This is a genomic window from Maritimibacter dapengensis, from assembly GCF_019218265.1.
Classification (GTDB): domain Bacteria; phylum Pseudomonadota; class Alphaproteobacteria; order Rhodobacterales; family Rhodobacteraceae; genus Maritimibacter; species Maritimibacter dapengensis.
Genome location: NZ_JAHUZE010000002.1, coordinates 774,225 through 800,207 on the forward strand (window position 1 = coordinate 774,225; position 25,983 = coordinate 800,207).

The window sequence follows — 25,983 nt, forward strand, 5'->3', positions numbered from 1 at the left end:
GGCGGTGCCTTGTCTAGGCTGACAGCGCAGCGAGAAGGAGGGCTCATGGATTACGAGACGATTCTGTATGAGGTCACGGCGGGTGTGGCGGTTGTCACGCTCAATCGGCCGGACAAGATGAATGCGCTGACCACTCAGATGCGCGCAGAACTGGCCGATGGCATCAAACGTGGCGCCGAAGCCGCGCGGGTCGTGGTGGTAACAGGGGCCGGGCGCGCCTTTTGTTCCGGGCAGGATCTTGGTCAGACCAACAGCGGGATCTCGGCGCTGGATCTCGAGCGCGTGTTGCGGGACGAATACGAGCCGATCGTGCGCGAGATGGCGGAGGCGAAAGTGCCGGTCATCGCGGCTGTCAACGGCCCAGCGGCGGGGGCTGGAGCCAATATCGCGCTCGGTGCGGACGTGGTCATCGCCGCCGAAAGCGCCTATTTCCTACAGGCTTTCTCGAAGATCGGCCTTATCCCTGACGCAGGAGGAACGCATGTCTTGCCGCGCACCATCGGGCTCGCCCGCGCGATGGGCTCCGCCCTGTTCGCCGAGCGGGTGACTGCGGCGCAGGCCGCCGACTGGGGCATGATCTGGGAAGTGGTGGCCGATGTGGATTTCGAACATCACTGGCGGGCGCGGGCCGATTACCTCGCACAAGGACCGACGCTGGCTTTCGCCGGGATCAAGAAAGCCATGCGCGCGAGCCTCGGCAACGATCTTGACGCGCAACTGGAACTGGAGGCACGCACTCAGGGTGAATGCGGAACGTCCAGAGATGCGAAGGAGGGCATCCTCGCTTTCCTCGAAAAACGCCCTCCGCGTTTCGAAGGGCGCTGATCCGCTGACTGGATGATACCGAAAAGGGCCGCCCAAAATGAGCGGCCCTTTCCTTGTTGGGTTGAACGTCGTCCGCTGATCAGCGGTTCTCGACATCCACGTAATCGCGCAGCGTTTCGCCGATATAGAGCTGACGCGGACGACCGATTTTCTGTTTCGGGTCTCCGAGCATCTCTTTCCATTGGGAAATCCAGCCCACGGTGCGGGCAAGCGCGAAGATCGGTGTGAACATGGCGGTCGGGAAACCCATCGCTTCCAGAATGATGCCCGAGTAGAAATCCACGTTCGGGAAAAGTTTCTTGTCGGTGAAATAGGGGTCTTCGAGCGCCTGACGCTCGAGCTCCTTGGCGACCTGCAGGATCGGGTTGTCTTCGATCCCCAACAGGTCCAGCACCTCGTCCGCCGATTGCTTCATCACCTTCGCGCGCGGGTCGAAGTTCTTGTAGACCCGGTGTCCGAAGCCCATCAGGCGGAACGGATCGTCCTTGTCCTTGGCCCGTGCGATGTATTCGGGGATTCGGTCGACCGTGCCGATTTCCTTCAGCATCTCGAGACAGGCCTGGTTGGCACCACCATGCGCCGGACCCCAGAGACAGGCGATGCCGGCGGCGATGCAGGCAAACGGGTTCGCGCCCGAGGAACCGGCCAGACGCACGGTCGATGTCGAGGCGTTCTGTTCATGGTCGGCGTGGAGCGTAAAGATCCGGTCCATCGCGCGGCTCAGGATCGGGTTCACCTCGTAATTCTCGGCAGGCACCGAGAAACACATGTGCAGGAAGTTCGACGCATAATCGAGATCGTTGCGCGGATACACGAAGGGCTGGCCAATTGTGTATTTATAGGCCATCGCCGCAATCGTCGGCATTTTCGCGATCATGCGGATCGACGCCACTTCGCGCTGCCACGGGTCCGAAATGTCGGTCGAGTCGTGGTAGAAGGCCGACATCGCGCCGACCACGCCCACCATGATCGCCATCGGGTGCGCATCACGGCGGAAGCCCGAGTAGAACTTTGTCATCTGCTCGTGAACCATCGTGTGGCGGGTCACGCGGAATTCGAAGTCTTCTACCTCGGACGCGGTCGGCAGGTGGCCGTAGAGCAGAAGAAAACAGACTTCGAGGAAATGCGATTTCGACGCGAGCTGGTCGATCGGATAGCCCCGATGCAGAAGCACGCCTTCTTCACCATCGATGAAGGTGATGGTCGAGTCGCAGGCGGCCGTCGAGGTGAAGCCCGGGTCGAAGGTGAACACGTCACCCTGCGCGTAGAGCTTGGAAATGTCGATCACGTCCGGCCCTGCGGTCGGCGTGTAGATGGGAAGTTCAAGTTCCTTGTCACCGAAGCTCAGCTTCGCGGTCCCCGTCTGTTCAGTCATACTTGTCTTCCCTCTCTTGCGTCGGACCCGTATGGCCCAGTTGGATTACGCGCTGACCTCGGAGAGCCGGGCGAGTGTTTCCTCCCGGCCGAGAACCAGCATCATGTCGAATACGCTCGGCGTCGCGGTGCGTCCTGCGAGCGCGGCGCGAAGCGGTGCCGCGAGCTTGCCGAACCCCATGTCATGGGCTTCGGCCGTCGCGTTCAGGATAGCCTCCAATTCTTCGCGTTTCCAGCTAACAGTTTGCAACTGCGGCGTCAATTCAGACAGTATACCACGGGATACATCATCGAGGTTCTTTGCGGCTTTCTCTTCCACCTCCAGCGGACGCTGCGTCAGAATAAAGTGCGCCTTTTCCAAGAGTTGCGGGATGGTCTTGGCCCCCGATCGAACGAAAGGAAGCGCCTCGCGCAAACCTTCGATCTGACCTTCGGTCAGCGCATCAGCATCGGTCACGGCAAGAAAATCCTGCACCTGCGAAATAAGCGCATCTGCCTCCATCATGCCAATGTGCTGGCCGGAAACGTGGTCGAGTTTCTTGAAGTCGAACCGTGCTGCGCCCTTGCCTATCCCGCCAAGGTCGAACCAATCCTTCGCCTGGTCATCGGTGAACACCTCATCGTCGCCGTGGCTCCACCCCAGCCGTGCGAGATAGTTGCGCATTGCCGGCGCCGGATACCCCATGGCCTGATATTCCTCGACTCTCAGTGCGCCGTGGCGCTTTGAGAGCTTTTTGCCATCGGGGCCGTGAATCAGCGGGATATGCGCGAACACGGGCACGTCCCAGTCCATCGCCTCGTACACGAGCTTCTGGCGGGCGGCGTTGTTCAGATGGTCGTCCCCCCGGATCACGTGGGTAACGCCCATATCGTGATCATCTACGACAACAGCGAGCATGTAGGTCGGTGTGCCATCGGAACGTAAACAAATCATATCGTCGAGTTGGTCGTTCCGGAACGTGACCTTGCCCTGTACCGCATCCTCGATGACCGTCTCGCCGTCGCGCGGGGCCTTCAGGCGCACGACGAAGGGCGCGTCTGGATGGGTCGACGGATCGGTATCGCGCCAGGGCGATCTGAACAGCGTCGATTTCCCCTCGGCGCGGGCAGCTTCCCTGAATTCCGCGATTTCATCCTGCGTCGAAAAGCATTTGTAGGCGTGGCCCTTTGCCAGCATCTCGTTCGCCACCTTGGTGTGGCGTCCGGCGCGTTCGAACTGGCTGACCACCTCGCCGTCGTGATCGAGCCCGAGCCAGGCCATGCCCTTGAGGATCGCCTCGGTCGCTTCCGGCGTGGACCGCGCCCGATCCGTGTCTTCGATGCGCAGTAGGAACTGGCCGCCACGGCCCCGCGCATAAAGCCAGTTGAACAGCGCCGTGCGTGCGCCGCCGATGTGCAGGTAGCCGGTGGGAGACGGCGCGAAACGGGTGACGACGGGACTGTCGGACATAGAGGCGTTAACCTTTCGGAAACCATGGCGGAATAGGCTCGGGGGAGGTCTAGACGGGTCGGAGAAGGAGGACAAGGCTTGGCCCCACTCGCCATGATGTCCGAACGGCTGGAGCGGTTGCGTGGTCGGCTCTTGCTGTTCGCTCCGGTCGGCCTCGGCGCGGGTATCGGCGCATACTTTTCGCTCAGATCCGAACCGGGCGTGCCGGGTTGGACATTCGTGGCGCTTCTGGCGCTTATCGCCGGATTGGTAGCCCGGGTTCTCGATCGCGGCAGGTTTCCGGGGTTCGCGATAGTTTTCATGGGGTTGGCAACGATACTCCTCGGCATGATGCTTGCCGGTTTTCGTGCGCACAACGTCGCCTCGCCAGTTCTCGGGTTTCGCTATTATGGCCCGATCGAAGGTCGGGTGGTGACGATCGACAGGTCGCAATCGGATGCGATGCGGCTCACGCTTGATCACGTCCGGCTGGACAGGGTCGACCGGGACGAAATTCCGGGCCGGGTGCGTATATCGCTTCACGGCAGGCAGGGATATGTCGATCCAGTGCTGGGTATGCGCATCGCCGTGACGGGACATCTTTCGGCACCCGAAGGCCCGGTGGAGCCGGGAGGGTTCGATTTTCGGCGCATGTCGTGGTTTCGCGGAATCGGCGCCGTCGGATATGCCCGTATCCCCGCGCTGGTCGTTGCGCCGCCTGACCGCGACGTGCCGGTCGGACGATTGCGCCGCGCGATCTCGACCGCCGTGCAAGACGCCATGTCGGGCGAAGCCGGCGCCTTCGCGGCAGCAATCACGACCGGCGACCGCTCGGCCATGAGCCGCGAGACGCTCGAGGCGCTTCGTGCGTCGAACCTCGCGCATCTTCTGGCCATTTCAGGCCTTCACATGGGGCTTCTTGTCGGGTTCGTCTTCTCGACCCTGCGAGTCGCGCTCGCGGTGACGCCGGGGTTGGGGCAGGCGGTCGACGTGCGCCGGATCGCGGCCTTCGTCGCGTTGATCGCAGGGGCGTTCTACCTCGCCTTGTCGGGCGGCGCGGTCTCCACAAGCCGCGCCTTCGTCATGGTCGCGGTCATGATGGGCGCGATCATGACCGGCCGGAGGGCGTTGACCCTGCGGGCCGTGGCGATCGCGGCGCTGATCCTTCTGATCCTCAAGCCGGAGACGCTGGTCGAGGCGGGGTTCCAGATGTCCTTCGCCGCGACCACGGCTCTGGTCGCCGTGTTCGGGGCCCTCAGGGACTTTCAGGGGGCGCGGCTGCCACGTTGGGCGCGCCCGGTCTTTGCCGTGTTCCTGTCATCGCTGGTCGCAGGGCTCGCGACAGCGCCCTTCGCGGCAGCGATCTTCAACCGGGTCGCGCATTACGGTCTGATCGCCAATGTGCTCGCCGTTCCGGTCATGGGCACGCTGGTCATGCCGCTTGCCGTGCTCGCCGCGCTCCTGTCACCGCTCGGCCTCGGCTGGGTGGCGCTCGCGCTGATGCGCTGGCCGATCGAGTGGATTCTCGGTGTGGCGCGCTGGGTTGCGGCGCTGGACGGGTCGGTGGGGCATGTGATCGCCCCGCAGGCTTTCGTCTTCCCCGTGATCGCCCTCGGAGGGCTTGCCATGGTGCTGCTGCGCGGTGGCGGTCGCGTTCTCGGCGGACTGGCCTTGCTCATCGCGTTGGCCGCGTGGACGCAGGCAGGGCGCCCCGACGTGCTAATCGCGCCGTCCGGCGGGTTGGTGGGTGTGATCGGCCCCCAAGGGCGTGCTTTGAGCAAGCCACAGGGCGACGGTTTCGCCGCACAGAACTGGCTTGAGAACGACGGCGATGGCGGTGTGCAGGAGGCCGCCGCCGCGCGGGCCGGATATGCAGGATACAAAGGCGCGTTGCGCTATGAGCCTGGAGCTTTCTCGATGATCCACCTCAGCGGTCGTGGGATGCTGGATCGGTTGCAGGACGCCTGTGAAAACGCAGGCCTCGTCGTGATCGGGACGAAATCAGTCGAAGGTCTGATGACGGACGATGCGCCCTGTCTCGTGATCGACTCGGATGTTGTCAGGTCTACCGGCGCGGTGGCGATCTATCTGGACCCGGACGGGCCGCGATTCGTGACGGCCGAGGCGCGGGCAGGGCGGCGTTTATGGACAGGACGCAAAGCGCCGATCCCGAATCTGGTGTATCCGATATCGAACGGGCGCAATGTTTCCAGCGCGCCCGAGAGAAACGTCGATCTGTCGACCGCTCAGTAAGTACGGATCAGCCCGACGAGCTTGCCCTGCACCTTCACCTGACCCTCGCGAAGAAGACGTGTCTCGAAAGCCGGGTTCGCCGCTTCGAGCGCGATCATGTCGCCAGACCGGCGGAAGCGTTTGAGCGTCGCCTCGTAGCCATCGACCTGCGCCACGACGATATCGCCGTTGTCGGCGTGTGAGGTTTCCTTGATGACCACGACATCGCCCGAATTGATCCCGGCGTTGATCATCGAGTCGCCCTTGACCTCGAGTGCATAGTGCTTGCCGCGACCTGCCAGCATGGCGCCGGGAACCGCGACCTGCGTCTGTCCATCCTCGATCGCCTCGATGGGAGTGCCTGCCGCGATCCGGCCAAGGATCGGAAGCTCGGTCGCGCCCGCGCTTTCAAGCGACATGGCCGCCGAGGGGCGAGCGTCGGGGCGGTCGCCGTCGATCACACGCGGCTCGAACCCGGCTTTGCCAGACGGGTCCAGCGCCTCGGGCAGGCGGGTGATCTCGATGGCGCGGGCCCGGTGGGCGAGGCGGCGGATATAGCCGCGCTCTTCAAGCGCCGTGATCAGGCGGTGGATGCCGGACTTGGATCGCAGCTGTAGCGCGTCCTTCATCTCGTCGAAACTCGGGGGCACCCCGTCACGCTGAATGCGTTTGTGGATGAACTCCAATAGGTCCATTTGCTTGCGGGTCAGCATTGCTCTTCCTCCGGCTTGTTCGGTTTGGCCGTCTGCTTTCGTTCCCGGTGTCTGACACACCTGTTCAGGTAATGTTCTAACCGTGTTCCCGTTTCGTGTCAACGGTTTGGAACATTCCGGGCGTCAGAGAGGCAGATAATCGACCGTTTCGCCGGCCTTGCGCGCCGAATCGGAGGGCGGTCGCACGATAAGCGCGTTGGCGTGGGCCAGGACCGACAGGAGCGCGCTGTCCTGAGACGACATTGCAGCGATGCCGCGCTCATCCAGGACAGCGCGCATGTAGTGCTGCCGCGGCCCGTTCGGGGCAAGATCCTCGCGCAAGGTGGCAGTCATATGGGTGATCGGTGCAGGCGGCAGTCCCAGCATCACGCGCAGGGCGGGAATGACGAAGACCGAACCGCAAACCATTGCGGACACAGGGTTTCCCGGCAGACCAACCATCACGGCATTCCCCAGCCGACCGGCCATCAAAGGTTTGCCGGGCCGCATCGCGACCTTGTAGAACGCCTGTTCCATGCCAAGCTCGGCGGCGACCGGCCCGACAAGGTCATGGTCCCCGACCGACGCGCCCCCGATCGTGATGACGAGGTCGGCACCTGCGGCAAGGCCGAAGACCATGCGCAGGCTTGCCTCGTTGTCGCGGGCAATGGGCAGGAGCCGCACGCGAGCGCCCTCGGCTTCCAGCATCGCCTTCAGCCCGAAGGAATTCGAGGCGATGATCTGGTCCGGCCCGGGCTCTTCGCCTGGCATCACCAATTCGTCGCCGGTGGCGATGATTGCCACGTCGGGGCGGCGGGACACTTCTACCTGCGGCTGGTTCATCGAGGCGATCAGCGCCACGTCGCGGGGGCTCAGACGGCGCGGGGCGTCGAGCGTGTCGCCCACGCGAAAATCGTTCCCCGCAGGGCGGATGTTGCGGCCATCCGGCACGTCCCGGTGCAGGGTGATGAGGTCGCCGCGCCTGTCCACGTCTTCCTGGATCACCACCATGTCCGCGCCTTCTGGCACCGGCGCACCAGTGAAGATCCGCACCGCTTGACCTGCTCCGACGTTTCCATCGAAACGCTGGCCCGCCTGCGCTTCGCCCACGACCTTGAACATGGCTTCAGGGTCCGCCTCGACCGACTTCAACGCGTATCCATCCATCGCCGAGGCTGCGAATGGCGGCTGGTCGCGCCGGGCTGTTACTGGGGTTGCGAGAATACGCCCGGCTGCGTCCGCCAATGGCACGGTTTCCGTTCCGACCGGCGCGACGAGGTCGAAAATACGGGACAGCGCGTCTTCGACCGTTATCATCACACCGCCTCGTAAGTGCCTGACTTTCCACCGGTTTTCGCAAGCAAGCGTATGCCCTCGATACGCATACCTTTCTCGGCGGCCTTAAGCATGTCGTAGACCGTGAGGGCGGCGGTCGAGACGGCGGTGAGCGCCTCCATCTCGACGCCGGTCTGCCCGGAGGTCTTGACCGTCGCGGTGATCCGGACCCCGGGCAACGTGTCGTCCGTGGACAGATCGAGCGACACTTTCGTTACCGGGAGCGGATGGCACAACGGGATCAGGTCGGACGTTTTCTTGGCCCCCATGATACCGGCAAGCCGCGCGATACCCAGCACGTCGCCTTTCTTGGCGGTCCCGTCTTTGACCAGCGCCAGCGTTGAAGGCTCCATAATGACGACCCCCTCGGCAATCGCGGTGCGGTCGGTCACCTCCTTGTCGGACACGTCGACCATGTGGGCCTGTCCGGTCTCGTCGAAATGTGTGAGCTTGCCACTCATGCCGGCACCGGGTCGGCGAGGATCGTTCGGGTCGCGGCCTCGACATCGTCCTGGCGCATCAGGCTTTCACCGATCAGGAAACTGCGCGCCCCGACCTCGGCCATGGCCGCGAGGTCAGCGGATGTGAAAAGCCCGGATTCGCAGACGAGGTGTCGGTCGGCGGGGGCGAGGCGCGAGAGTTCCCGCGTCGTGTCCAGCGTCGTCTCGAAGGTCTTGAGGTTGCGGTTGTTGATGCCGAGCAGGGGCGAAGTCAAAGCGGTCGCACGTTCGAGTTCTTCGGCGTCATGAACTTCGACCAATACGTCCATGCCCCAGTCGAACGCGGCGGCTTCAAGTTCCGCGGCCTGGCCGTCGGTCACGCTCGCCATAATGATCAGGATGCAATCCGCGCCCAACGCCCGCGCCTCAGTCACCTGATAGGTATCGTACATGAAGTCTTTGCGCAGCGCGGGCAGGGCGGTCGCGTCCCGTGCGGCGACGAGAAACGCGTCGGCCCCCTGGAAGGACGGCGTGTCGGTCAGCACCGACAGGCAGCTCGCGCCGCCAGCCTCGTATGCGCGGGCCAGCGCCGGCGGGTCGAAATCGGCGCGGATCAGGCCCTTCGACGGCGAGGCTTTCTTGACCTCGGCGATCAGCCCGTAGCCGGTCTTCGCATCCGCCATCAGCGCGTCCGCGAAGCCGCGCGGCGGGGTTGCGTCGCGGGCCGCCGCCTCGACCTCGGACAGGGGGCGCGCGGCTTTGCGGGCGGCCACGTCTTCGAGTTTATAGGCTTTGATCTTGTCGAGCACGTTGGTCATGCAACTCGTTTAGTCAGGTGGCGCGGGCGGGGCAAGGTGGGATCACTTGCGAAAGGTCGGGAACGGTGCCAGCGTTGTCTTGATGGAGGAGCCCATGAGCGAGAGATTTGACGACATCCCCGAAGTGGCGCTGGAATGGCACCGCGCGGGCAAGGGCGCGGTGCTCGCCACCGTCGTGCAGACATGGGGATCGGCGCCCCGGCCCGTGGGCAGCCAATTGGCGATTTCGGGGGCGGGCGAGATACAAGGGTCGGTTTCTGGCGGCTGCGTCGAAGGCGCGGTGATCGTCGAAGCCCAGGAGGTGCTCGAAACGGGCGGTTCGCGGCTCCTGACCTTCGGCGTTTCGGATGACGAGGCTTATGCGGTCGGTCTTGCCTGCGGTGGCACGATCCGGGTGCTCGTGGAGCCGGTCGGCGACGAAATCCCTGAAGAGATGCTGGCCGAGATCGTCGCGAAACGCGCAGCGCGTGAGCCGATTGGCTATGTCGTGGACCTTGACGATTGGGCGCGGCGGTTAATCGGACCGGAGACCGCGCCGGCGCGGTTTCGCGCAGATCGGTCTGGCGTCGAAGAGGACGAACGCACTTTCGTGGCGATCCACAACCCGCCACTGCGCATGGTCATCGTCGGCGCCGTCCACATCGCGCAGGCGCTGGTGCCGATGGCGCGGATCGCGGGCTATGACCCGCTCGTCATAGACCCGCGCGGGGCTTTCGCGCAGGATCACCGTTTCCCCGGCGAGGATATTCGTGAGGATTTTCCTGATGACGTCTTGCCGGATTACGGCCTCGACGCCCGTACCGCCGTCGTCACCCTGTCGCACGACCCCAAGATCGACGATCCGGCGATCGAGGCAGCGGTCGCCTCGAATTGCTTCTATCTCGGTTGTCTGGGCTCGACCCGCACCCATGCCAAGCGTGTGGACAGGCTGAAAGATCGCGGATTCACCGACGAACAGATCGCCCACATCCATGCGCCGGTTGGTCTTGACATAGGGTCCAAATCGCCCGCCGAGATCGCGATTTCCGTCATGGCGCAGGTCACGCAGGCCTTGAGACAGGGCTGATGGAGTTCGGAGCGGTCCCCGTGCGCGAGGCGCTTGGTGCCGTGCTCGCCCATTCCGTGGCCCTGTCGGACGGTCGGCTGCGCAAGGGGCGCGTGGTGGGTGAAAAGGACGTGGCGGCACTCGAAGCCTCCGGCATCGAGCGCGTGACCATCGCGCGTCTCGGCCCCGGCGACATGGGCGAGGACGAAGCCGCCCGCATTCTGGCCGAAGCACTCGTGGAGGGATCCGGCCTGTCGCTCTCCAAGCCCTTTACGGGGCGGGTCAACATACTGGCGGACGAGATCGGGTTGGCGATGCTGGATGTCGACAAACTCGACGCCGTGAATGCCGTGGACGACATGGTGACGCTCGCCACGGTGCCGCCGTGGCACCGGATGAGCGTGAAAGGCATGGTGGGAACCGTCAAGATCATCGCCTATGGCGCGCCGCGCGAGAGCGTGGAGCGGGCCGCGGAGATCGGGCGTGGGGCGATCCGTCTGGCTCCGATCAGGGCGCGTACCGCTGACTTGATCGTCACGCGGCACGATGCCGGGTCCAGCGAGGAAAAAGGGAAGGGGCTGAAGGCGATCGAGGGCCGTCTGGACGGCCTCGGCATGACGCTCGCGTCAAGCGTCGCTTGTGAGCATGAAACGGCCGCGGTGGCCGACGCGCTCGGCGCGACCGAGGCGGACATGGTTCTGATCCTCACCGCCTCCGCCACGTCCGACCCCCGCGACGTCGGGCCAGAGGCCGTGCGCCGGGCCGGGGGTGAGGTCACGCGGTTCGGGATGCCGGTCGATCCCGGCAACCTGTTGTTCTACGGCACGCTCGCCGATGGCCGCCCGGTGATCGGACTACCCGGCTGCGCCCGCTCGCCCGCGCTAAACGGTGCCGACTGGGTGCTGGAACGGCTCGCGGCCGGTCTTGCGCCCACGTCTGCCGAAATCGCGGCGATGGGTGTTGGCGGTTTGCTCAAGGAAGTGCCGATGCGCAAGCAGCCGAGGGCAGGTTGAGGCGTGAAAATGCCTCTGCCGTGCAAACTGTTACAACTCATACCTAATTTGCCCTGTTCTCAAGCCGCTGTTTGGATGCTTAACTGAACCAAATCAAAAATCGTCAGGGAGGAAACAATGACGAAGGTCACGATGACCGTGAACGGCAAGTCCGTTTCCGGCGAGGTGGAGGGCCGCACGTTGCTGTCCACGTTCGTGCGGGAAAACCTTGGCCTCACGGGAACCCATGTCGGCTGCGACACCGGGCAATGTGGTGCCTGCACGCTGCATGTGAACGGCAAATCCGTGAAAAGCTGCAACATGTTCGCGCTCGAAGCGGACGGGGCCGAGGTCGCCACGATCGAGAGCATGGCCGCCGCCGACGGCACGCTGAACACGATCCAGCAGGCGTTTCAGGATCACCACGGGCTTCAATGCGGCTTCTGCACGCCGGGCATGGTGATGACCGCCGCGTCGCTTCTGGAGGAGAATCCGAAGCCCACCGAACAGGAAATCCGGACCTATCTCAGCGGAAATATCTGCCGTTGCACCGGTTACCACAACATTGTGAAGGCGATCATGGCGGCGTCCGGTCAGGACGTGAGCGCGGTCGCCGCGGAATAAGTCCGGGCTTGGACCCGAGACAGGGCGGGACACCCGCCGTTATCCAGGGAGGATGAAACATGCCAGCTGATGGAGGCATCGGCGCACCGACGAAGCGCCGCGAAGACCTTCGGTTCCTGAAAGGCACCGGACGTTACACAGACGATTTGAACCGGCCCGGACAGGCCTATGTCTTTTTCCTGCGCTCGAACGTTGCGCATGGACGGATCAACGGGATCGACACCGGAGCGGCCGCCGGTATGCCTGGCGTTGTCCGCATCTTCACGGGTGCCGATTTCGAAGGCGTCGGGGGCATGCCCTGCGGCTGGCAGGTGACCGACAAACATGGCGAGCCGATGCAGGAACCGGGCCATCCGATCCTTGCACAAGGCAAGGTCCGGCATGTGGGCGACCCCATCGCGGCGGTCGTGGCCGATACGCTCGATCAAGCGCGCGACGCGGCCGAAGCCATCGAAGTCGATATCGAAGATCTTCCCGCCGTGATCGACATGAAAAAGGCGATCGAGGACGGCGCGCCCAAGGTGCATGACGACCTGTCGAGCAACCTGTGCTACGACTGGGGCTTCGTCGAGGAAAACAAGGTTGCCGTGGAACAGGCGTTCAAGGACGCGGCGCATGTCACGACACTTGAACTCGTCAACAACCGGCTCGTCGCCAACCCGATGGAGCCGCGTGTGGCGATCGGGGATTACGACCAGGCGGGCGACAATTCCACGCTCTACACGACCAGCCAGAACCCGCATGTGATCCGGCTTCTGATGGGCGCGTTCGTGTTGGGTATCCCCGAGCACAAACTGCGCGTGGTCGCGCCTGACGTGGGCGGCGGTTTCGGCACCAAGATTTTCCACTACGCGGAAGAGGCCTTCTGCACCTTTGCAGCCAAGGCGCTCAACCGCCCGGTCAAGTGGACGTCGAGCCGGTCCGAGGCGTTCATGTCGGACGCCCATGGGCGCGATCATGTGACGAAGATCGAACTGGCGCTGGACGGTGACAACAACTTCACCGCGCTGCGCACCGAAACCTATGCGAATATGGGGGCCTATCTGTCCACCTTCGCTCCTTCGGTTCCGACATGGCTTCATGGCACGCTGATGGCGGGCAACTACAAGACGCCGCTGATCTACGTGAACGTGAAGGCGGTGTTCACCAACACCGTCCCGGTCGACGCCTACAGGGGCGCCGGGCGGCCCGAGGCGACCTACCAGCTCGAACGCGTCATCGACAAGGCGGCGCGCGAACTGGGCGTGGACCCGATCGCGCTCCGGCGTCAGAACTTCGTCACCGAATTCCCCTACGCGACCCCGGTCGCGGTGGAATACGACACCGGCGATTACGTGGCGACGATGGACAAGCTCGAGGAGATGATCGACCTCGCGGGCTTCGACAAACGGGCCGAAGAGTCGAAGAAGCGCGGCAAGCTGCGTGGTGTCGGCGTGAACTGCTACATCGAGGCCTGCGGCATCGCGCCCAGTCACCTCGTCGGGCAACTCGGTGCACGCGCCGGGCTTTACGAAAGCGCCACGGTGCGGGTGAACGCCACCGGCGGTCTGGTCGTGATGACCGGTTCGCACAGCCATGGGCAGGGGCACGAGACGTCGTTCCCGCAGGTTGTCGCGGAGATGATCGGCATCGACGCTTCCATGGTCGAGATCGTGCACGGCGACACCGCCAACACGCCGATGGGCATGGGCACCTACGGGTCGCGCTCGCTCGCGGTCGGAGGCAGCGCCATGGTCCGGGCGACCGAGAAGATCATCGCCAAGGCGAAAAAGATCGCCGCCCACCTGCTCGAGGCCGCCGAAGGCGACATCGAACTCAAGGACGGGCAATTCAGCGTGGCTGGCACCGACAAATCCGTGGCCTGGGGCGATGTGACGCTCGCGGCCTACGTGCCGCACAACTACCCGCTCGAGGATATCGAACCGGGGCTTGAGGAAACGGCGTTCTACGACCCCAACAACTTCACCTATCCTGCGGGCGCTTATGCCTGTGAGGTCGAAGTGGACCCCGAGACCGGAAAGGTCACGATCGAGAGCTTCGCGGCCGCCGACGATTTCGGCAATGTCGTGAACCCGATGATCGTCGAGGGGCAGGTCCATGGCGGGCTCGCGCAAGGCATCGGGCAGGCGCTGCTGGAAGGCTGCGTCTATGACGAGGACGGACAGCTTCTGACCGGCTCCTACATGGACTACGCCATGCCGCGTGCTGGGGACGTGCCGAGCTTCGCGGTGGATCACTCCTGCCAGACGCCCTGCACCCACAACCCGCTCGGTGTCAAAGGCTGTGGCGAGGCCGGAGCCATCGGATCGCCGCCTGCCGTCGTCAACGCCGTGGTCGACGCGCTTCAGCGTGCCGGCAAGGACGTGACCCATATCGACATGCCGCTCAGCCCGTCCCGGGTCTGGGCCGCGATGAACCAGTAAGGAGGACGAACCATGTATGCATTCGAATTGGAACGGCCGACCTCGCTGGCCGATGCGGTCAATGCCCTGAAAAGCGAAGAGGCGCAGGCGCTCGGAGGTGGGCAGACGCTCATCCCGACGCTGAAACAGCGGCTCGCCATGCCCGAGACGCTCGTGTCGCTGACCGCGATCGACGAGTTGAAAGGGATCAGAAGGGAGGGCGACACGCTGATCATCGGTGGCGCGACCTGTCATGCCGATGTCGCAGCCGAAGGGTCTTATCCGGCCCTCTCGGACCTTGCCGGACTGATCGGTGATCCACATGTGCGCAACCGGGGCACCATCGGCGGCTCGCTCGCCAACAACGACCCCTCGGCCTGCTACCCGGCGGCGGCACTTGCCTCGGGCGCAACCATCGTGACGAATGAACGCGAGATCGCGGCGGACGACTACTTTGTTGGCCTTTTCGAGACCGCGCTCAACGAGGGCGAGATCATCACGGCGGTGAAAATGCCGATCCCGCAGGCCGCCGCCTATGTGAAGTTCGAACAACCCGCGTCGCGCTTTGCCCTGGTTGGCGTGTTCGTCGTAAAAACGGCGAACGGCGTCCGCGTCGCGGTCACTGGGGCCTCCGAAGGCGGTGTCTTCCGGTGGTCCGAGGCTGAAAGCGCCTTGTCGTCGAATTTCGCCGCGGATGCGCTCGAAGGCCTTAAGGTGCCAAGTGACGGCATGATCGGCGATATTCATGGCTCGCCGGAATATCGCGCCCATCTGGTCGGCGTCCTGACCAAGCGGGCTGTTACCAAAGCGGGCTGAGCCCCGACAAAAAACGAACCTTCTGGCCGCGTCCCCACGGGGGCGCGGTTTTTCGCTTGTGGGTTTCGGGAATGGCCGATTGCGGGGTCGCGACGGAACACCCCAGCCGCCCGGCGCGTTCTGAACAGGAAGTTTGCCCGAAACATCGGGAAACGAGAGGAGATATCACAATGATGAAGAACGCCCTGAAATCCACCTCCGTCGTCGCGCTCTGCACCGCGCTGATGACGCCGGCGAGTTTCGCACAGGACGCGGAAGAGCAGTTGGAAGAATGCACCGTCACCGGTCCTTTTCCGTGCGTGACCGCTGATGGCGTGCGCGTCGAGAACGCTGTCGAACTGGCACGCGAAAGTCTGCTGCCCTCCGACCCTGAACCCGAAAGCGCCGAGACCGCGCCTGAGCCGCCCGCAGAACCGGAAACGGCGGAAACACCTCAGGAACCCGCAGCGCCCGGCGAAGAGCCTGCCCAGGCACAGCCGGACAACGCGGATGCACAGGGCGAGGCCGCCGAGACTGCGCCTGAACCCGCAGGCGAGGGTGAGGCCGGACAGACCGCTGCCAGCGAACCCGAAACGCCGCCTGCAGAGGCGGAAGTAGAAGCCGAAGCTGAAGTCGAAACCGAGGTTCAGGAAGAGCCTCAGGCGGACGCCGCACAGGAGCCGCAGGAACCGATGACCGATGAGGCGGCGCAATCCGCTGCAGATGAGGCTATCGCGGATCAGGAGCCGGCCGAAGAGGAAACGGCACAGGACGACGCGGTCACCGAAGAGATGCCGGCCGAAGAACCGGCGGCCCAGGCCGACACCGAACAGCCTGCCGAAAGCACCGAAGCAGAAGCACAGGCCGAAGCCGAAGCCGAGGCTGGCGAAGACGACGGTTCGTTGGTCGAGAAGCTCGCCGACGAAATCGCGGACCGGGTTGCGCCCGAGCAGGACGAAAACATCGAGGCGCAAGCTGAAGAAGGCCCCGACGTCCCGGAAACGCCTGTCGAAGACGTGGCCCCCGAATCTGCTGCCGCAGCTGATGCGGAAGCCGATGACGAACTGCTCGACGAACAGATGGTCGATGTAGAAGGCGTCGAGACGGAAACCGTGACCGAGGAACAGGCGCGGTCGTCTGGCGAGGAGTTCGAAACGCAGGTCGGAGCACGCGGCAATGCGCAAGCGAATGCTCAGGCCGAAGACAATCAGCAGGGTCAGGGTCTGAACCGTGAACTCACGAATTTCGAGAAAACCGTCCTCGCGGGTCTCGGCGGTATCGCTATCGGCACGATCCTGGCCAATGGCGACGAGATCGTATCGAATTCCGGGGATCGCATCGTGGTGCGCAATCCCGAAGGCGATCTTGAAGTGCTGAAGAACGACGACGAAATCCTGCGCCGTCCCGGCTCGACCATACGCACCCGGACCTATGACGACGGATCGACCAAGACGGTCGTTCGCCGCGAAAACGGCGTGCGTATCGTCACCGTGCGCGAGGCGGACGGCACGACCGTGCGTCGCGTTCGCCTGATGCCCGATGGCACGCGCTACGTGCTCTTTGACGACACGCAAGCGGCGGAACCGGTCGACCGGGACGATGTCGCCAACTCGGGACAGCGCCAGCAAACGAATGTTTCGGCGTCCGACGAAGCGGCACTGCGTGACGCGCTGATGGCAACGATGAACCAGAACACTGGCCGTACTTTCTCGCTCCGTCAGGTGCGACAGTACGAAAGCGTACGTGACCTCGCCCCTGTCATCGAAGTCGACGCGATCACCTTCGACACGGGCTCGGCGGTCATCCGCGCGAGCCAGGCGGAGGAATTGGCCGATCTGGGCGTCGCGATTCGCGACGTGATCGAGGAGGTTCCGAATGCCGTGTTCCTGATCGAAGGCCATACGGACGCGGTGGGTAATGCAAGCTACAACCTTGCCCTGTCCGACCGTCGCGCCGAAAGTGTGGCCCTCGCACTCACGGAATATTTCGATGTGCCGCCGGAAAACCTGATCACGCAGGGCTATGGTGAAAGCGAGTTGAAAATCGTGACCGCCGACGCAGAGCGCCAGAACCGGCGCGCGAACGTGCGCAACATCACGCCGCTGCTGCAATAAGTCGGTTAGCGGACGAACCAAACGGGCGCGGAGTTTCATCTTCGCGCCCGTTTTTGTCGTATCATCGAAAAGCCAGTTCAAGGGAGGAACGAGCCACATGCCGAACGACGACACAGATGCAGCGCCACTGATCGCCGCGAAATCCCCGGCAAAAGTCGAACTCAAGAAGGGCGAGACGTATTTCTGGTGCCGATGCGGACGCTCGAAGAACCAGCCGTTCTGCGACGGATCGCACAAGGGGACGGGGCTCGCGCCGCTGGAGTTTACCGCGGACGAAGACGGCGATGCTTATTTGTGCCGGTGCAAGGGGACTTCGGACGCGCCGTTCTGCGATGGCACGCACAACAAGCTTCCCGAAGATCTGGATGTGGGCGACCCGGTTCCTGAGGCTGACACGGACGATGGCCCACCAGAGCCGGAGCCGACGCCGGAGGAGCCGACTGTCGCGCGGATACACGAGATCGCGCGCAAAGGGATTTCGTCGGGCCATGGAGCGATGGACGCGATGGGGGTCCCGCGAGATCGCCTGCCGAAATGGGAGGATATACAGCTACTTCCCGCCCAGCTTGCGAAAAAGCCGCTCCTGGATGACGCCGAGGTCGCCACGGAAACCGTGATCGGCCCACGCGCGGACAAGCCGCTGACCCTGCAAATTCCGCTCTTCGTGACCGACATGAGCTTCGGAGCCCTGTCGCCCGAGGCCAAACTGGCCCTTGCCAAAGGTGCCGAAGCGGCCGGGACGGGAATCGCCTCCGGCGAGGGCGGCATGATGCCCGAGGAGCAGGAGGCCAATGGCCGGTATTTCTATGAATACGCATCTGCCGTTTTCGGCTGGACGCCTGACATTGCGCAAAAGGTTCAAGCTTTTCACTTCAAGGGCGGGCAGGCGGCCAAGACCGGTATCGGCGGCCATCTTCCGGCGTCGAAAGTCACCGACAAGATCGCCGAAGTGCGCGGGCTGGAAAAAGGCGAGGATGCCGTGTCGCCCGCGACGTTCGAGAACCTGCATACGCCCGCCGAATTCGCGCGTTTCGCTGACGAGGTGCGCGACATGTCCGGCGGTATCCCGGTCGGCTTCAAGATCTCCGCGAACCATATCGAGGATGACATCGACTTCGCGCTCGAAGCTGGGGCCGATTACGTCATTCTCGATGGACGGGGCGGGGGCACAGGCGCAGCACCCCTGCTGTTTCGCGACAATATCTCGATCCCGACCATTCCCGCCCTCGCACGTGCGCGCGCGCATCTCGACCGAAAAGCCGGGCGCGACGTCACACTTGTCATCACCGGCGGTCTCAGAATGCCCGAGGATTTCGCGAAAGCGTTGGCCTTGGGGGCCGACGCCGTCGCGCTGGGAAATTCCGCGATACAGGCGGTCGGCTGCGTTGCGGCGCGAATGTGCCATACCAACAATTGCCCCACCGGCGTGGCGACACAGAAGCCGGAATTGCGCAAGCGGCTGGATGTCGAGGCAGGCGCAGATCGCCTTGCACGGTTCTTCGATGCATCGACGCAGATGATGTCAGCACTCGCCCGCGCCTGCGGCCATAGCGCGTTGTCAGAATTTCGTCCCTTCGACATTACCACCTTCGATCGCGACATGGCTGCGCTGACAGGGATTCGGTTCGCAGGCGTGGCCGGATGAAGTGTCCGACACGTTAGAATGGAAAAGCCCCGCCGGTGAGGCGGGGCTCGTCAAATCGCATGGTGCGTCGCGCTACTTGGACAGCGGTCCGATCATCATGATCATCTGCCGGCCTTCCATTTTCGGCATGTTCTCGACCTTGCCGATTTCCTTGACGTCCTCGGCCACCCGTTCGAGCAGCTCACGCCCAAGGTTCTGGTGCGCCATCTCGCGCCCACGGAAGCGCAGCGTGACTTTCACTTTGTCGCCCTTTTCCAGGAACTTCACCACATTGCGCATTTTCACGTCGTAGTCGTGAACATCGGTGTTGGGGCGGAATTTGACCTCTTTGACCTCGATGATCTTCTGCTTTTTCCGCGCCTCGGATTCCCGCTTCTGCTGTTCGTACTTGAACTTGCCGAAATCCATGATCTTGCAGACGGGCGGCGTTGCGTTCGGCGAAATCTCGACCAGGTCGAGACCGGCCTGTTCAGCAAGCTCCATGCCACGCTCAGGCGTGACAACGCCGACATTTTCGCCTTCGGCGCCGATAAGTCGGATTTCGGGGGCCTTGATCCGGTCGTTGACACGGGGGCCGGTTTCGCGCGTCGGCGGCGCGTTATGAGGTCTGCGGGCTATGGTCCAAATCCTTCGATTGTTGCTTGGAGTTTCGGGCTGGGAAGGTATAGGCGCACTGGCCTGCTTTCAAGCCGATAAGTGCTGGTAATCGAGCGAAAACCTGTTGCCCTTGAAGTTGAACTTCGTGAAGCGCATCTCATGTGCATTGGGTCTGATTGCGACCCGTCCAAACGGAGAGGGATCATGAACAGAGGGCTGATAGGAATTATCGTCGTCGCGATTTTGGCGGTTGGAGGGTATCTCTGGTACACCAACAGCGGCGATGTCGACGCGATGGGCGAACAGGTCGAAGACATGGCGAATGACGCGGCCGAAAGTGTCGGCGAAGCGGCAGAAGACGCGGCGCAGGCCGTAGAGGATGCCGTAGATGCCGCAGGCGAGGCGACCGAAGGCGCCGGTGATGCCGCGTCTGACGCAGCGGATTCGGTCGAAGAAACGGCCAGTGAAGCTGCCGAAGCGGCAGAGGGCGCTGCGAACGAGGCGATGGACGCCGTGGAAGAAACGGCGAGCGACGCCGCGGAAAGCGCTGCCACCGCCGCGGAAGACGCCGCGAACGCGGCTCAGGACGCCGCCGAGTCCGCTTCGGACGCCATGTCGGAGGCAAGCGACGCGGCTGGGGATGCCGCCGAAGGCGCTGCCGATGCTGCGGAACAAGCAGCAGGAACCGCCGCAGAAGCCGCGGAAGAGGCGGCGGACGCAGCAGCCCAGGGCGCGTCGGATGCGGCTGAAGCGGCTGCCGGCGCAGCCGAGAGCGCAGCGGAAACGGCGGAGAACGCAGCCGACACGGCACAAGCCGCTGCGATGGACGCCGCCGGTATCACGCAGTATCTGGAGCCGGAAACCTTCGATGCAGCTCAGATCACCGAATTCATCGAGGGATCGGACCTGCCGGACCCGGTCAAAACCACGCTCGTCGGCGCGGTCGAAAGTGCGGCGGACAACCCCGACATGGTCCCCGAGGTTATCGAACAGATCAAGACGGCGTTCGACATGTAAGCCGACCACACGCATCTCGCACCGAAACGAAAACCGCCGCCCGGAGCGTTCCGGGCGGCGGTTTCAATGTGTGGCGCAGTGGTTCAATCGAGGAACGCTTTTTCCACCACGTAATGCTTCGGATCGGAATTCGCGCCCTCTTCCAGCCCGTATTCCTCGAGCATTTCCTTGAGTTCCAGGTTGAACGCGAGGTTGCCGCAGATCATCGCGCGGTCGCTCTGCGGGTTCAGCGGCTCGACACCGAGATCCTTGAACGCCTCACCGGACCGCATGAGATCCGTGATCCGGCCCATCTTGGCGCTTTCTTCGCGTGTCGTCGTTGGATAGTAGCGGATTTTCTCGTGAAATTCCGGGCCCATCAGCTCGTGCAGAAGCTCGTCGTTCTTGATGCTTTCGATCAGATCGCGACCGTACGTCAGCTCGCCCGCCTCGCGGCAAGTATGCGTGATGATGACCTCGTCGTAATCCTCGTAGGTCTGCGGCTCGCGCAGGAGCGAGGCGAAAGGCGCGAACCCGGTGCCGGTGGCAAAGAACCAGATGCGTTTTCCAGGCAGCAGCGCGTCATGCACGAGCGTGCCGACCGGCTTGGGCCGCACGATCAGCTCATCGCCCGGCTGGATGTGCTGAAGCTTCGAGGTCAACGGGCCGTCCTGCACCTTGATCGAATAGAACTCCAGCTCCTCGTCCCAGGCGGGCGAGGCGATCGAATAAGCACGCAAGAGCGGTTTGCCGTTGTCGCCCATGAGTCCGATCATCAGAAACTCGCCGGAGCGGAACCGCAAGGATGCCGGCCGCGTGCATTTGAACGAGAACAGACGGTCGGTGTAATGCTGCACCTCCGTCACGGTCTGTGCATCGGGCAGGGTCGGAACGGGTTTGATTTTCTGTGCTTCGGTCACGGATGTCACTTCGTTCATATGGATCGCGGGGCCGCAATGACCCCGCCCTTTCGCGCGTCTAATAGGTGTATTTTCGGCTCGGGTCTACCCGCGCAGCCGCGACTGATGGTCATAGGCCTGCCAGTCGGAGCGGAAGCGCCATTGCTCCTCCGGCTGACGTTCGGCGAGCTCTTCGGTGATCTCGACCTCGTCGAAACCTGCGCGCCGTGCCATGGCGTATTGATCGGCGATCAGGCCGGGACCGGCGCGCAGCCGACCCTTGTAGCCCATGAGCCGGAGCGATTTTGCGATGGTGAAACCGCGCCCGTCGGAAAAGCTCGCGAATGCGATGCGGATGACCGGCGCGCGCATGAGGCAGGCCTTCTGCGCATTGATGTCCGCACCGGGGTCGAGGTCGATGCCCGTCGTCTCGCAATCTCCTGCACCGGCTTCGACACCCTCGATGGCGAGGAAGCCGCCAGTCCAGTCCTCGGGCGCAAAGCCCGTATCCGTCACGATGATGCTCATGCCCGCACCGCCTTTCCGTCGATGAAGTGAATACCGCATTCGTCCTTGTCCTGACCGCGCCAGCGGCCCGCACGTGGGTCTTCGCCCGCCTTGGTGGGCGATGTGCAGGGCGCACAGCCGACCGAGGCATACCCTTGCGAGATCAGCGGATGTTTGGGGAGGCCCTTGGCTTCGATATAGCCACGCACCTCGTCGCCCGACCAATGCGCGAGCGGATTGAACTTGAGCCGGTCGCCTTCGACCTCGGCGAGGTCGAGCTGCTTGCGCTGGCCGCCATGCACGCGCTTGCGCCCGGTGATCCAGCCGTCGTACGGCGTCAGCGCACGTTCGAGCGGGAGAACCTTGCGGATGTCGCAGCAAGCATCGGTATCGCCCATATGCAGCCGGCCGAAGGGGTCTTTCGTCTTCAGGTCTTCGGCGGCCGGACGCACGACCTTCACGTTGGTCAAACCAAGCTGTTCAGCCACGTCCTGTTGATATTCCAGCGTCTGCGCAAAGAGCATGCCGGTTTCGAGGAACAGGACCGGGGCGTTCCGGTCAGCGCGGGCGACCAGGTCAAGAAGCACGATGCTCTCGGTCCCGAAAGACGATACCAGCGCCACATTGCCATGTTCCGTGAGCACATGCTCGACGAAGCTTTGCGCATCCGTCTCGGCGAACTGAAGGTTGATCGTCGCCGCGATGTCTTCGCGCATCGGATAGGCTAGGGCTTCAAGCGGCATTGGCCTTTTCCTCGTCGTAGAGCGCAGATTTAAAAGGCTCGGGGCCGGTCCGCGAAATCGTGTCGCGGAACAACTCGCCGTCGTGCCGAAGGTCGAGATAGGCATGCACCAGGCGCTCGACGGCGTCCGCGACTTCGTCGTAGGCGAAACCGGGGCCGGTCTTTTCACCGATCTTCATGTCGGGACCGGCATCGCCGCCCAGCGTGATCTGGTAGTTTTCAACGCCGGCCCGGTCGAGGCCGAGGATTCCGATGTCACCGATGTGGTGATGCCCGCAGGCGTTGATGCAGCCCGAAATCTTGATCGCCATTTCGCCGACGTCGATTTCGTTCTCGGCCATGCGCTCGGCAATCTGCTGAGCGACCGGGATCGAGCGTGCCGTTGCCAGCGCGCAGTAATCCATGCCGGGGCAGGCGATGATATCCGAGGCGAGGCCGGCATTCGCGGTGGCCAGCCCGTGCGCCTTCAACTCTCCGAAGACGGCAGGGAGGTCGGCTTTGGCGACGTGGGGCAGGACGAGGTTCTGTTCCTGCGTCACCCGCACTTCGTTCTGGCCGTATTTGCGGGCAAGCTCAGCGACGACGCGCATCTGCTCGGCATTGGCATCGCCCGGCACGCCGCCATGCGGCTTGAGCGAAATCATCGCGATGGCGTAGCCCTCGGCGAAATGCTCACGCAGGTTCACGTCCGCCCAGCTTGCGAAGACCGGATCGGCAGCGCGGGCGGCGTGATAGGCCGCGTCGTCGCGCGGGGCAAGCTCGGGAGCGGCGAAGGCGGTCTGAAGCTCGGCCAGGAGGTCTTGGTCCGCGCCGGAGAATTCCGGCCGGATACGGGCAAACGCTTCGTCCACACGGGTCGAGAATTCCTCGAGCCCCATTTCGTTGACCGTGATCTTGATCCGGGCCTTGTATTTGTTGTCCCGGCGGCCGGCGAGGTTGTAGACGCTCAGCACCGCTTCGAGATACGGCAGCAGGTCGGCCTGCGGAAGGAACTCACGTATCACGCGGCCCACGACCGGAGTCCGGCCAAGCCCGCCGCCGACGAGGATCTGGTAGCCGATCTCGCCGTCCTTCTCGACAATCCGCACGGCAAGGTCATGCGCCTTCGTGACGGCGCGGTCGTTGGGCGAACCGGTGACGGCGATTTTGAACTTGCGGCCGAGGAACTGGTATTCCGGGTGGTCCGTCGACCAGATGCGGATCAGTTCGGCCACCGGGCGAGGGTCCATCAGCTCGTCGGCATGGGCACCGGCCAGCGGATCGGCGGTCACGTTGCGGATCGTGTTGCCCGAGGTCTGGATCGCGTGAAGGTTCACGTCGGCGAGACGGGCGAGCATGTCCGGCACATCTGGCAGTTTGGGCCAGTTGTACTGGATGTTCTGGCGCGTGGTGAAATGGCCGTAGCTACGATCCCAGCGTTCGGAAATCTCGGCCAGCACGTCGAGCTGATCGGCGTTGAGCGTGCCGTAGGGAATCGCGACGCGCAGCATGTAGGCGTGCAATTGCAGGTAAAGACCGTTCATCAGACGCAGCGGGCGAAACTCGTCTTCGGTGAGCGAGCCGTCGATGCGACGGTTCACCTGAGCGCGGAACTCCTCGACACGGCGGTCGAGATAGGTGCGGGTCGGGTTGTTCTGTGCGTCAAGCATTTGCATATCCCCAGGACTTGCGGGCAGGGGCGGAAGGGCCTTCTGCGCGGAAGCTTTCGCGGAAATGGTTCGGCACCGGACCCGCGTCGCTGTTGTCGGCAGGGGCAAGGTATGCGCCCACGGCGATCTCCGGCTGGGTTTCCGCCAGCGCGAGACGCTCATCGGCGCGTTCTGCATCGGTGATGAATTCTGCCTTGGACATGGTCGAAACCCATGTGCCATCGGCGGCAAGGTAGATGACGGCGCCCGACAAAAGGTCGTTCGCACTGACAATTCCGGGCTGGAAGCGCTTGGCCATGATGTTCGCCTCTTCGCGTCTTGGCTTGTGTTAGGTTTAGATATAGGACATTGTCCCGTTTCGAGGCCAGTAGGGGCGGCGAATAAGGATGATTGTTCCTCCCGGACGGCCTAAATGGATCATTTGTCTCGTTGCAGAGAGGTTCGCAGAATGCCGTCACAGCTTGATGACATAGACCGAAAAATCCTTGGCGAATTGCAGGCGGATGCGAGCCAGTCGCTGGACGTGATCGCGGGAAAAGTGGGGTCGTCGAAGACCCCGGTCTGGAACCGGATTCGCAAAATGCGCGAAGCCGGCGTGATCGGACCGCAAACGGTCATCGTGGATGCCGAGAAGTTGGGGCTGGAGGCCTGTTTTTTCGTGCTGATCCGCACGTCCGAGCACGAGGCGGATTGGCAGGACAAGTTCCTCGCCACGCTGCGCGCGCGCCCCGAAGTGATGGAAGCGCACCGGCTGGCGGGTGAGATCGACTATATCCTGAAGGTGCGTGTCGCGAATGCGCGGGCCTACGACACCTTCTATCAGGCGTTGATTTCAGAGGTGAAGATCTTCAACGTCACCGCGCTTCTGTCGATGGAAGAGATCAAGTTCACCACTGAATTGCCGCTCGACACCGCGCAGCGTTGACCGACACGACGCAACTAATCGGGCCAGATGCCGTCAGGCCTTTGAGGACGAAGCTTTTTTCGACGTCCGGGCAGAGGTGACCATCAAACCCTGATCGAGCTGGATCACGTGCTGACTGCCCTTGAAGTGGAGCTGGAACACCCGCATCGGCACATTGCCGTTCATCCGGGTGATATAGTCGCCATCCGCCAGCCGACAGGCTTCGACCAGAGCGGCGCGCTTGCCGAACAGCATCGGCGCGCGCCAGTCCCGGACCAAGAGCTTCTGACGCGCCGACATGACCACGTTGCGCCCGAACCCGTCCTCGTCCAGAACGGAGGGCCGGAGCCGCACGAGGTCGTCCATCGGAAGTGTCAAAACGTTCAGACTTTCAAGCGTTTGCGCGCCTGCGTCAAAGGTGATGATACGGTCGCCTGGGGTGAGGTATTCGACGGGCAGCGCCCCGTCTGTCGTCATTACGGATGTGCCGAGGCCGAGACCCGAACGGCACAGGGGGAGCGTGACGCGAACGGACTTGCCGGACGCGACCCGAGTCATGATCTGGGTCATGGTTATACCTGCTCAATTTTGCCTGTTCTTTTTTTGATCATGCTAACCAAACAAAGGGTTAACCGCCAAGAAAAATTGTCGAATATTGGCTCGATACACCGTCTTTGCCTCTCGCAAAGCTTGGCCGGTGGTGCTACATCGGCCCGCGTGCGGGTGTGGCGGAACTGGTAGACGCACCAGATTTAGGTTCTGGCGCCGCGAGGCGTGGGGGTTCGAGTCCCTTCACCCGCACCACTTCATGCCAATTGCATCCATCCCATTGCACTTCTGCGGCGCATGATGCGCGCCCCGGTTCTGATTCATGCGTTTTCGTGCCAATCGGCTTGCAACGCCCGGTGACGCTCAATAGAAGGGCGT

24 protein-coding genes and 1 tRNA gene are annotated in these 25,983 nt (G+C 63.3%); 12 read left to right on the forward strand and 13 right to left on the reverse strand.

What is annotated here, in order from left to right; all coding sequences use genetic code 11:
• The first annotated feature begins 45 nt into the window (after positions 1 to 45).
• Positions 46 to 825 carry an enoyl-CoA hydratase-related protein gene (locus KJP28_RS10175; RefSeq protein WP_218392437.1) on the forward strand — a complete coding sequence of 260 codons (780 nt, stop codon included), beginning with the start codon at positions 46 to 48 and terminating at the stop codon, positions 823 to 825.
• Positions 826 to 904: 79 nt separating this feature from the next.
• On the opposite strand, the gene gltA is transcribed toward KJP28_RS10175, so the two are convergent.
• On the reverse strand, positions 905 to 2,200 hold the full coding sequence (gltA, locus tag KJP28_RS10180) for a citrate synthase (protein WP_218392438.1): 1,296 nt from the start codon (positions 2,198 to 2,200) through the stop codon (positions 905 to 907).
• A 45-nt stretch (positions 2,201 to 2,245) separates the two neighbouring features.
• On the reverse strand, positions 2,246 to 3,649 hold the full coding sequence (gene gltX, locus KJP28_RS10185) for a glutamate--tRNA ligase (protein WP_218392439.1): 1,404 nt from the start codon (positions 3,647 to 3,649) through the stop codon (positions 2,246 to 2,248).
• 78 nt (positions 3,650 to 3,727) lie between these two features.
• Here gltX and KJP28_RS10190 point away from each other — a divergent pair, with 78 nt between their 5' ends.
• The gene (locus KJP28_RS10190) at positions 3,728 to 5,881 is read left to right on the forward strand and encodes a ComEC/Rec2 family competence protein (protein WP_336245326.1); all 2,154 of its coding nucleotides are present in this window, start codon (positions 3,728 to 3,730) and stop codon (positions 5,879 to 5,881) included.
• Here KJP28_RS10190 and lexA read toward each other — a convergent pair.
• The 4 genes from lexA to trpC form a co-directional block, all read right to left on the reverse strand.
• A complete protein-coding gene (lexA, locus tag KJP28_RS10195; protein ID WP_218392440.1) occupies positions 5,875 to 6,573 on the reverse strand; it encodes a transcriptional repressor LexA in 699 nt (232 codons plus the stop codon). The genes KJP28_RS10190 and lexA overlap by 7 nt on opposite strands.
• Positions 6,574 to 6,696: 123 nt before the next feature.
• Positions 6,697 to 7,869 (reverse strand): molybdopterin molybdotransferase MoeA, encoded by a 1,173-nt coding sequence (locus KJP28_RS10200; RefSeq protein ID WP_218392441.1) that lies wholly within the window; start codon positions 7,867 to 7,869, stop codon positions 6,697 to 6,699.
• Positions 7,869 to 8,348 (reverse strand): cyclic pyranopterin monophosphate synthase MoaC, encoded by a 480-nt coding sequence (gene moaC / locus KJP28_RS10205; RefSeq protein WP_218392442.1) that lies wholly within the window; start codon positions 8,346 to 8,348, stop codon positions 7,869 to 7,871. The genes KJP28_RS10200 and moaC overlap by 1 nt, the downstream gene beginning before the upstream one ends.
• The gene (gene trpC, locus KJP28_RS10210; protein WP_218392443.1) at positions 8,345 to 9,145 is read right to left on the reverse strand and encodes an indole-3-glycerol phosphate synthase TrpC; all 801 of its coding nucleotides are present in this window, start codon (positions 9,143 to 9,145) and stop codon (positions 8,345 to 8,347) included. Before trpC ends, moaC begins: the two co-directional genes overlap by 4 nt.
• Positions 9,146 to 9,239: 94 nt before the next feature.
• Between trpC and KJP28_RS10215 the strand changes: the two genes are divergently transcribed.
• The 7 genes from KJP28_RS10215 (at position 9,240) to KJP28_RS10245 (ending at position 18,762) form a co-directional block, all read left to right on the forward strand.
• Positions 9,240 to 10,211, forward strand: coding sequence for an XdhC family protein (locus tag KJP28_RS10215; protein WP_218392444.1), 972 nt, complete (start codon positions 9,240 to 9,242; stop codon positions 10,209 to 10,211).
• Entirely contained in the window at positions 10,211 to 11,203 is a 993-nt protein-coding gene (locus KJP28_RS10220; protein ID WP_218392445.1) for a molybdopterin-binding protein, read from the forward strand. The genes KJP28_RS10215 and KJP28_RS10220 overlap by 1 nt, the downstream gene beginning before the upstream one ends.
• Before the next feature lie 117 nt (positions 11,204 to 11,320).
• Positions 11,321 to 11,806, forward strand: a complete 486-nt coding sequence (locus KJP28_RS10225) for a (2Fe-2S)-binding protein (RefSeq protein ID WP_218392446.1) — start codon at positions 11,321 to 11,323, stop codon at positions 11,804 to 11,806.
• 59 nt (positions 11,807 to 11,865) lie between these two features.
• Positions 11,866 to 14,229: a xanthine dehydrogenase family protein molybdopterin-binding subunit gene (locus tag KJP28_RS10230; RefSeq protein WP_218392447.1), complete on the forward strand. Its 2,364-nt coding sequence runs from the start codon at positions 11,866 to 11,868 to the stop codon at positions 14,227 to 14,229.
• A 12-nt stretch (positions 14,230 to 14,241) separates the two neighbouring features.
• Complete coding sequence (locus KJP28_RS10235; protein ID WP_218392448.1) at positions 14,242 to 15,024, forward strand: FAD binding domain-containing protein; 783 nt, start codon at positions 14,242 to 14,244, stop codon at positions 15,022 to 15,024.
• 170 nt (positions 15,025 to 15,194) lie between these two features.
• Positions 15,195 to 17,117 (forward strand): OmpA family protein, encoded by a 1,923-nt coding sequence (locus tag KJP28_RS10240; RefSeq protein WP_218392449.1) that lies wholly within the window; start codon positions 15,195 to 15,197, stop codon positions 17,115 to 17,117.
• A gap of 97 nt (positions 17,118 to 17,214) precedes the next feature.
• The gene (locus KJP28_RS10245) at positions 17,215 to 18,762 is read left to right on the forward strand and encodes a glutamate synthase-related protein (protein WP_218392450.1); all 1,548 of its coding nucleotides are present in this window, start codon (positions 17,215 to 17,217) and stop codon (positions 18,760 to 18,762) included.
• A gap of 72 nt (positions 18,763 to 18,834) precedes the next feature.
• Here KJP28_RS10245 and infC read toward each other — a convergent pair whose 3' ends face one another.
• Positions 18,835 to 19,428, reverse strand: coding sequence for a translation initiation factor IF-3 (gene infC, locus KJP28_RS10250; protein ID WP_472850321.1), 594 nt, complete (start codon positions 19,426 to 19,428; stop codon positions 18,835 to 18,837).
• A 135-nt stretch (positions 19,429 to 19,563) separates the two neighbouring features.
• Here infC and KJP28_RS10255 point away from each other — a divergent pair, with 135 nt between their 5' ends.
• Entirely contained in the window at positions 19,564 to 20,376 is an 813-nt protein-coding gene (locus KJP28_RS10255; RefSeq protein WP_218392451.1) for a translation initiation factor 3, read from the forward strand.
• Positions 20,377 to 20,459: 83 nt separating this feature from the next.
• Here KJP28_RS10255 and KJP28_RS10260 read toward each other — a convergent pair whose 3' ends face one another.
• The 5 genes from KJP28_RS10260 to KJP28_RS10280 all read right to left on the reverse strand — a co-directional run bounded on the left by KJP28_RS10260 (position 20,460) and on the right by KJP28_RS10280 (position 24,450).
• Complete coding sequence (locus KJP28_RS10260) at positions 20,460 to 21,293, reverse strand: ferredoxin--NADP reductase (RefSeq protein ID WP_218392452.1); 834 nt, start codon at positions 21,291 to 21,293, stop codon at positions 20,460 to 20,462.
• Positions 21,294 to 21,359: 66 nt separating this feature from the next.
• A complete protein-coding gene (locus KJP28_RS10265; RefSeq protein WP_218392453.1) occupies positions 21,360 to 21,782 on the reverse strand; it encodes a DUF934 domain-containing protein in 423 nt (140 codons plus the stop codon).
• Positions 21,779 to 22,504, reverse strand: coding sequence for a phosphoadenylyl-sulfate reductase (locus KJP28_RS10270; protein ID WP_218392454.1), 726 nt, complete (start codon positions 22,502 to 22,504; stop codon positions 21,779 to 21,781). Before KJP28_RS10270 ends, KJP28_RS10265 begins: the two co-directional genes overlap by 4 nt.
• Positions 22,494 to 24,152, reverse strand: a complete 1,659-nt coding sequence (locus tag KJP28_RS10275; RefSeq protein WP_218392455.1) for a nitrite/sulfite reductase — start codon at positions 24,150 to 24,152, stop codon at positions 22,494 to 22,496. The genes KJP28_RS10270 and KJP28_RS10275 overlap by 11 nt, the downstream gene beginning before the upstream one ends.
• The gene (locus KJP28_RS10280) at positions 24,145 to 24,450 is read right to left on the reverse strand and encodes a DUF2849 domain-containing protein (RefSeq protein WP_218392456.1); all 306 of its coding nucleotides are present in this window, start codon (positions 24,448 to 24,450) and stop codon (positions 24,145 to 24,147) included. Before KJP28_RS10280 ends, KJP28_RS10275 begins: the two co-directional genes overlap by 8 nt.
• 150 nt (positions 24,451 to 24,600) lie before the next feature.
• Between KJP28_RS10280 and KJP28_RS10285 the strand changes: the two genes are divergently transcribed.
• The gene (locus KJP28_RS10285; RefSeq protein ID WP_218392457.1) at positions 24,601 to 25,077 is read left to right on the forward strand and encodes an Lrp/AsnC family transcriptional regulator; all 477 of its coding nucleotides are present in this window, start codon (positions 24,601 to 24,603) and stop codon (positions 25,075 to 25,077) included.
• Positions 25,078 to 25,110: 33 nt separating this feature from the next.
• Here the strand turns inward: KJP28_RS10285 and KJP28_RS10290 are convergent, their stop codons facing one another.
• A complete protein-coding gene (locus tag KJP28_RS10290; RefSeq protein ID WP_218392458.1) occupies positions 25,111 to 25,626 on the reverse strand; it encodes a Hint domain-containing protein in 516 nt (171 codons plus the stop codon).
• A gap of 149 nt (positions 25,627 to 25,775) precedes the next feature.
• Here KJP28_RS10290 and KJP28_RS10295 point away from each other — a divergent pair.
• Positions 25,776 to 25,860, forward strand: a tRNA-Leu gene (locus KJP28_RS10295).
• Positions 25,861 to 25,983: the final 123 nt, after the last annotated feature.

Bases quoted from the DNA above. Each gene is read 5' to 3' on its own strand.
- KJP28_RS10230 (WP_218392447.1), top strand. From the start codon at position 11,866: ATGCCAGCTGATGGAGGCATCGGCGCACCGACGAAGCGCCGCGAAGAC.
- KJP28_RS10285 (WP_218392457.1), top strand. From the start codon at position 24,601: ATGCCGTCACAGCTTGATGACATAGACCGAAAAATCCTTGGCGAATTG.
- KJP28_RS10220 (WP_218392445.1), top strand. From the start codon at position 10,211: ATGGAGTTCGGAGCGGTCCCCGTGCGCGAGGCGCTTGGTGCCGTGCTC.
- KJP28_RS10200 (WP_218392441.1), bottom strand. From the start codon at position 7,869: ATGATAACGGTCGAAGACGCGCTGTCCCGTATTTTCGACCTCGTCGCG.
- KJP28_RS10265 (WP_218392453.1), bottom strand. From the start codon at position 21,782: ATGAGCATCATCGTGACGGATACGGGCTTTGCGCCCGAGGACTGGACT.
- KJP28_RS10225 (WP_218392446.1), top strand. From the start codon at position 11,321: ATGACGAAGGTCACGATGACCGTGAACGGCAAGTCCGTTTCCGGCGAG.
- KJP28_RS10260 (WP_218392452.1), bottom strand. From the start codon at position 21,293: ATGAACGAAGTGACATCCGTGACCGAAGCACAGAAAATCAAACCCGTT.
- gltA (WP_218392438.1), bottom strand. From the start codon at position 2,200: ATGACTGAACAGACGGGGACCGCGAAGCTGAGCTTCGGTGACAAGGAA.
- KJP28_RS10275 (WP_218392455.1), bottom strand. From the start codon at position 24,152: ATGCTTGACGCACAGAACAACCCGACCCGCACCTATCTCGACCGCCGT.
- KJP28_RS10215 (WP_218392444.1), top strand. From the start codon at position 9,240: ATGAGCGAGAGATTTGACGACATCCCCGAAGTGGCGCTGGAATGGCAC.
- KJP28_RS10290 (WP_218392458.1), bottom strand. From the start codon at position 25,626: ATGACCCAGATCATGACTCGGGTCGCGTCCGGCAAGTCCGTTCGCGTC.
- KJP28_RS10240 (WP_218392449.1), top strand. From the start codon at position 15,195: ATGATGAAGAACGCCCTGAAATCCACCTCCGTCGTCGCGCTCTGCACC.
- KJP28_RS10255 (WP_218392451.1), top strand. From the start codon at position 19,564: ATGAACAGAGGGCTGATAGGAATTATCGTCGTCGCGATTTTGGCGGTT.
- KJP28_RS10245 (WP_218392450.1), top strand. From the start codon at position 17,215: ATGCCGAACGACGACACAGATGCAGCGCCACTGATCGCCGCGAAATCC.
- KJP28_RS10235 (WP_218392448.1), top strand. From the start codon at position 14,242: ATGTATGCATTCGAATTGGAACGGCCGACCTCGCTGGCCGATGCGGTC.
- KJP28_RS10270 (WP_218392454.1), bottom strand. From the start codon at position 22,504: ATGCCGCTTGAAGCCCTAGCCTATCCGATGCGCGAAGACATCGCGGCG.
- lexA (WP_218392440.1), bottom strand. From the start codon at position 6,573: ATGCTGACCCGCAAGCAAATGGACCTATTGGAGTTCATCCACAAACGC.
- trpC (WP_218392443.1), bottom strand. From the start codon at position 9,145: ATGACCAACGTGCTCGACAAGATCAAAGCCTATAAACTCGAAGACGTG.
- moaC (WP_218392442.1), bottom strand. From the start codon at position 8,348: ATGAGTGGCAAGCTCACACATTTCGACGAGACCGGACAGGCCCACATG.
- KJP28_RS10280 (WP_218392456.1), bottom strand. From the start codon at position 24,450: ATGGCCAAGCGCTTCCAGCCCGGAATTGTCAGTGCGAACGACCTTTTG.
- KJP28_RS10175 (WP_218392437.1), top strand. From the start codon at position 46: ATGGATTACGAGACGATTCTGTATGAGGTCACGGCGGGTGTGGCGGTT.
- gltX (WP_218392439.1), bottom strand. From the start codon at position 3,649: ATGTCCGACAGTCCCGTCGTCACCCGTTTCGCGCCGTCTCCCACCGGC.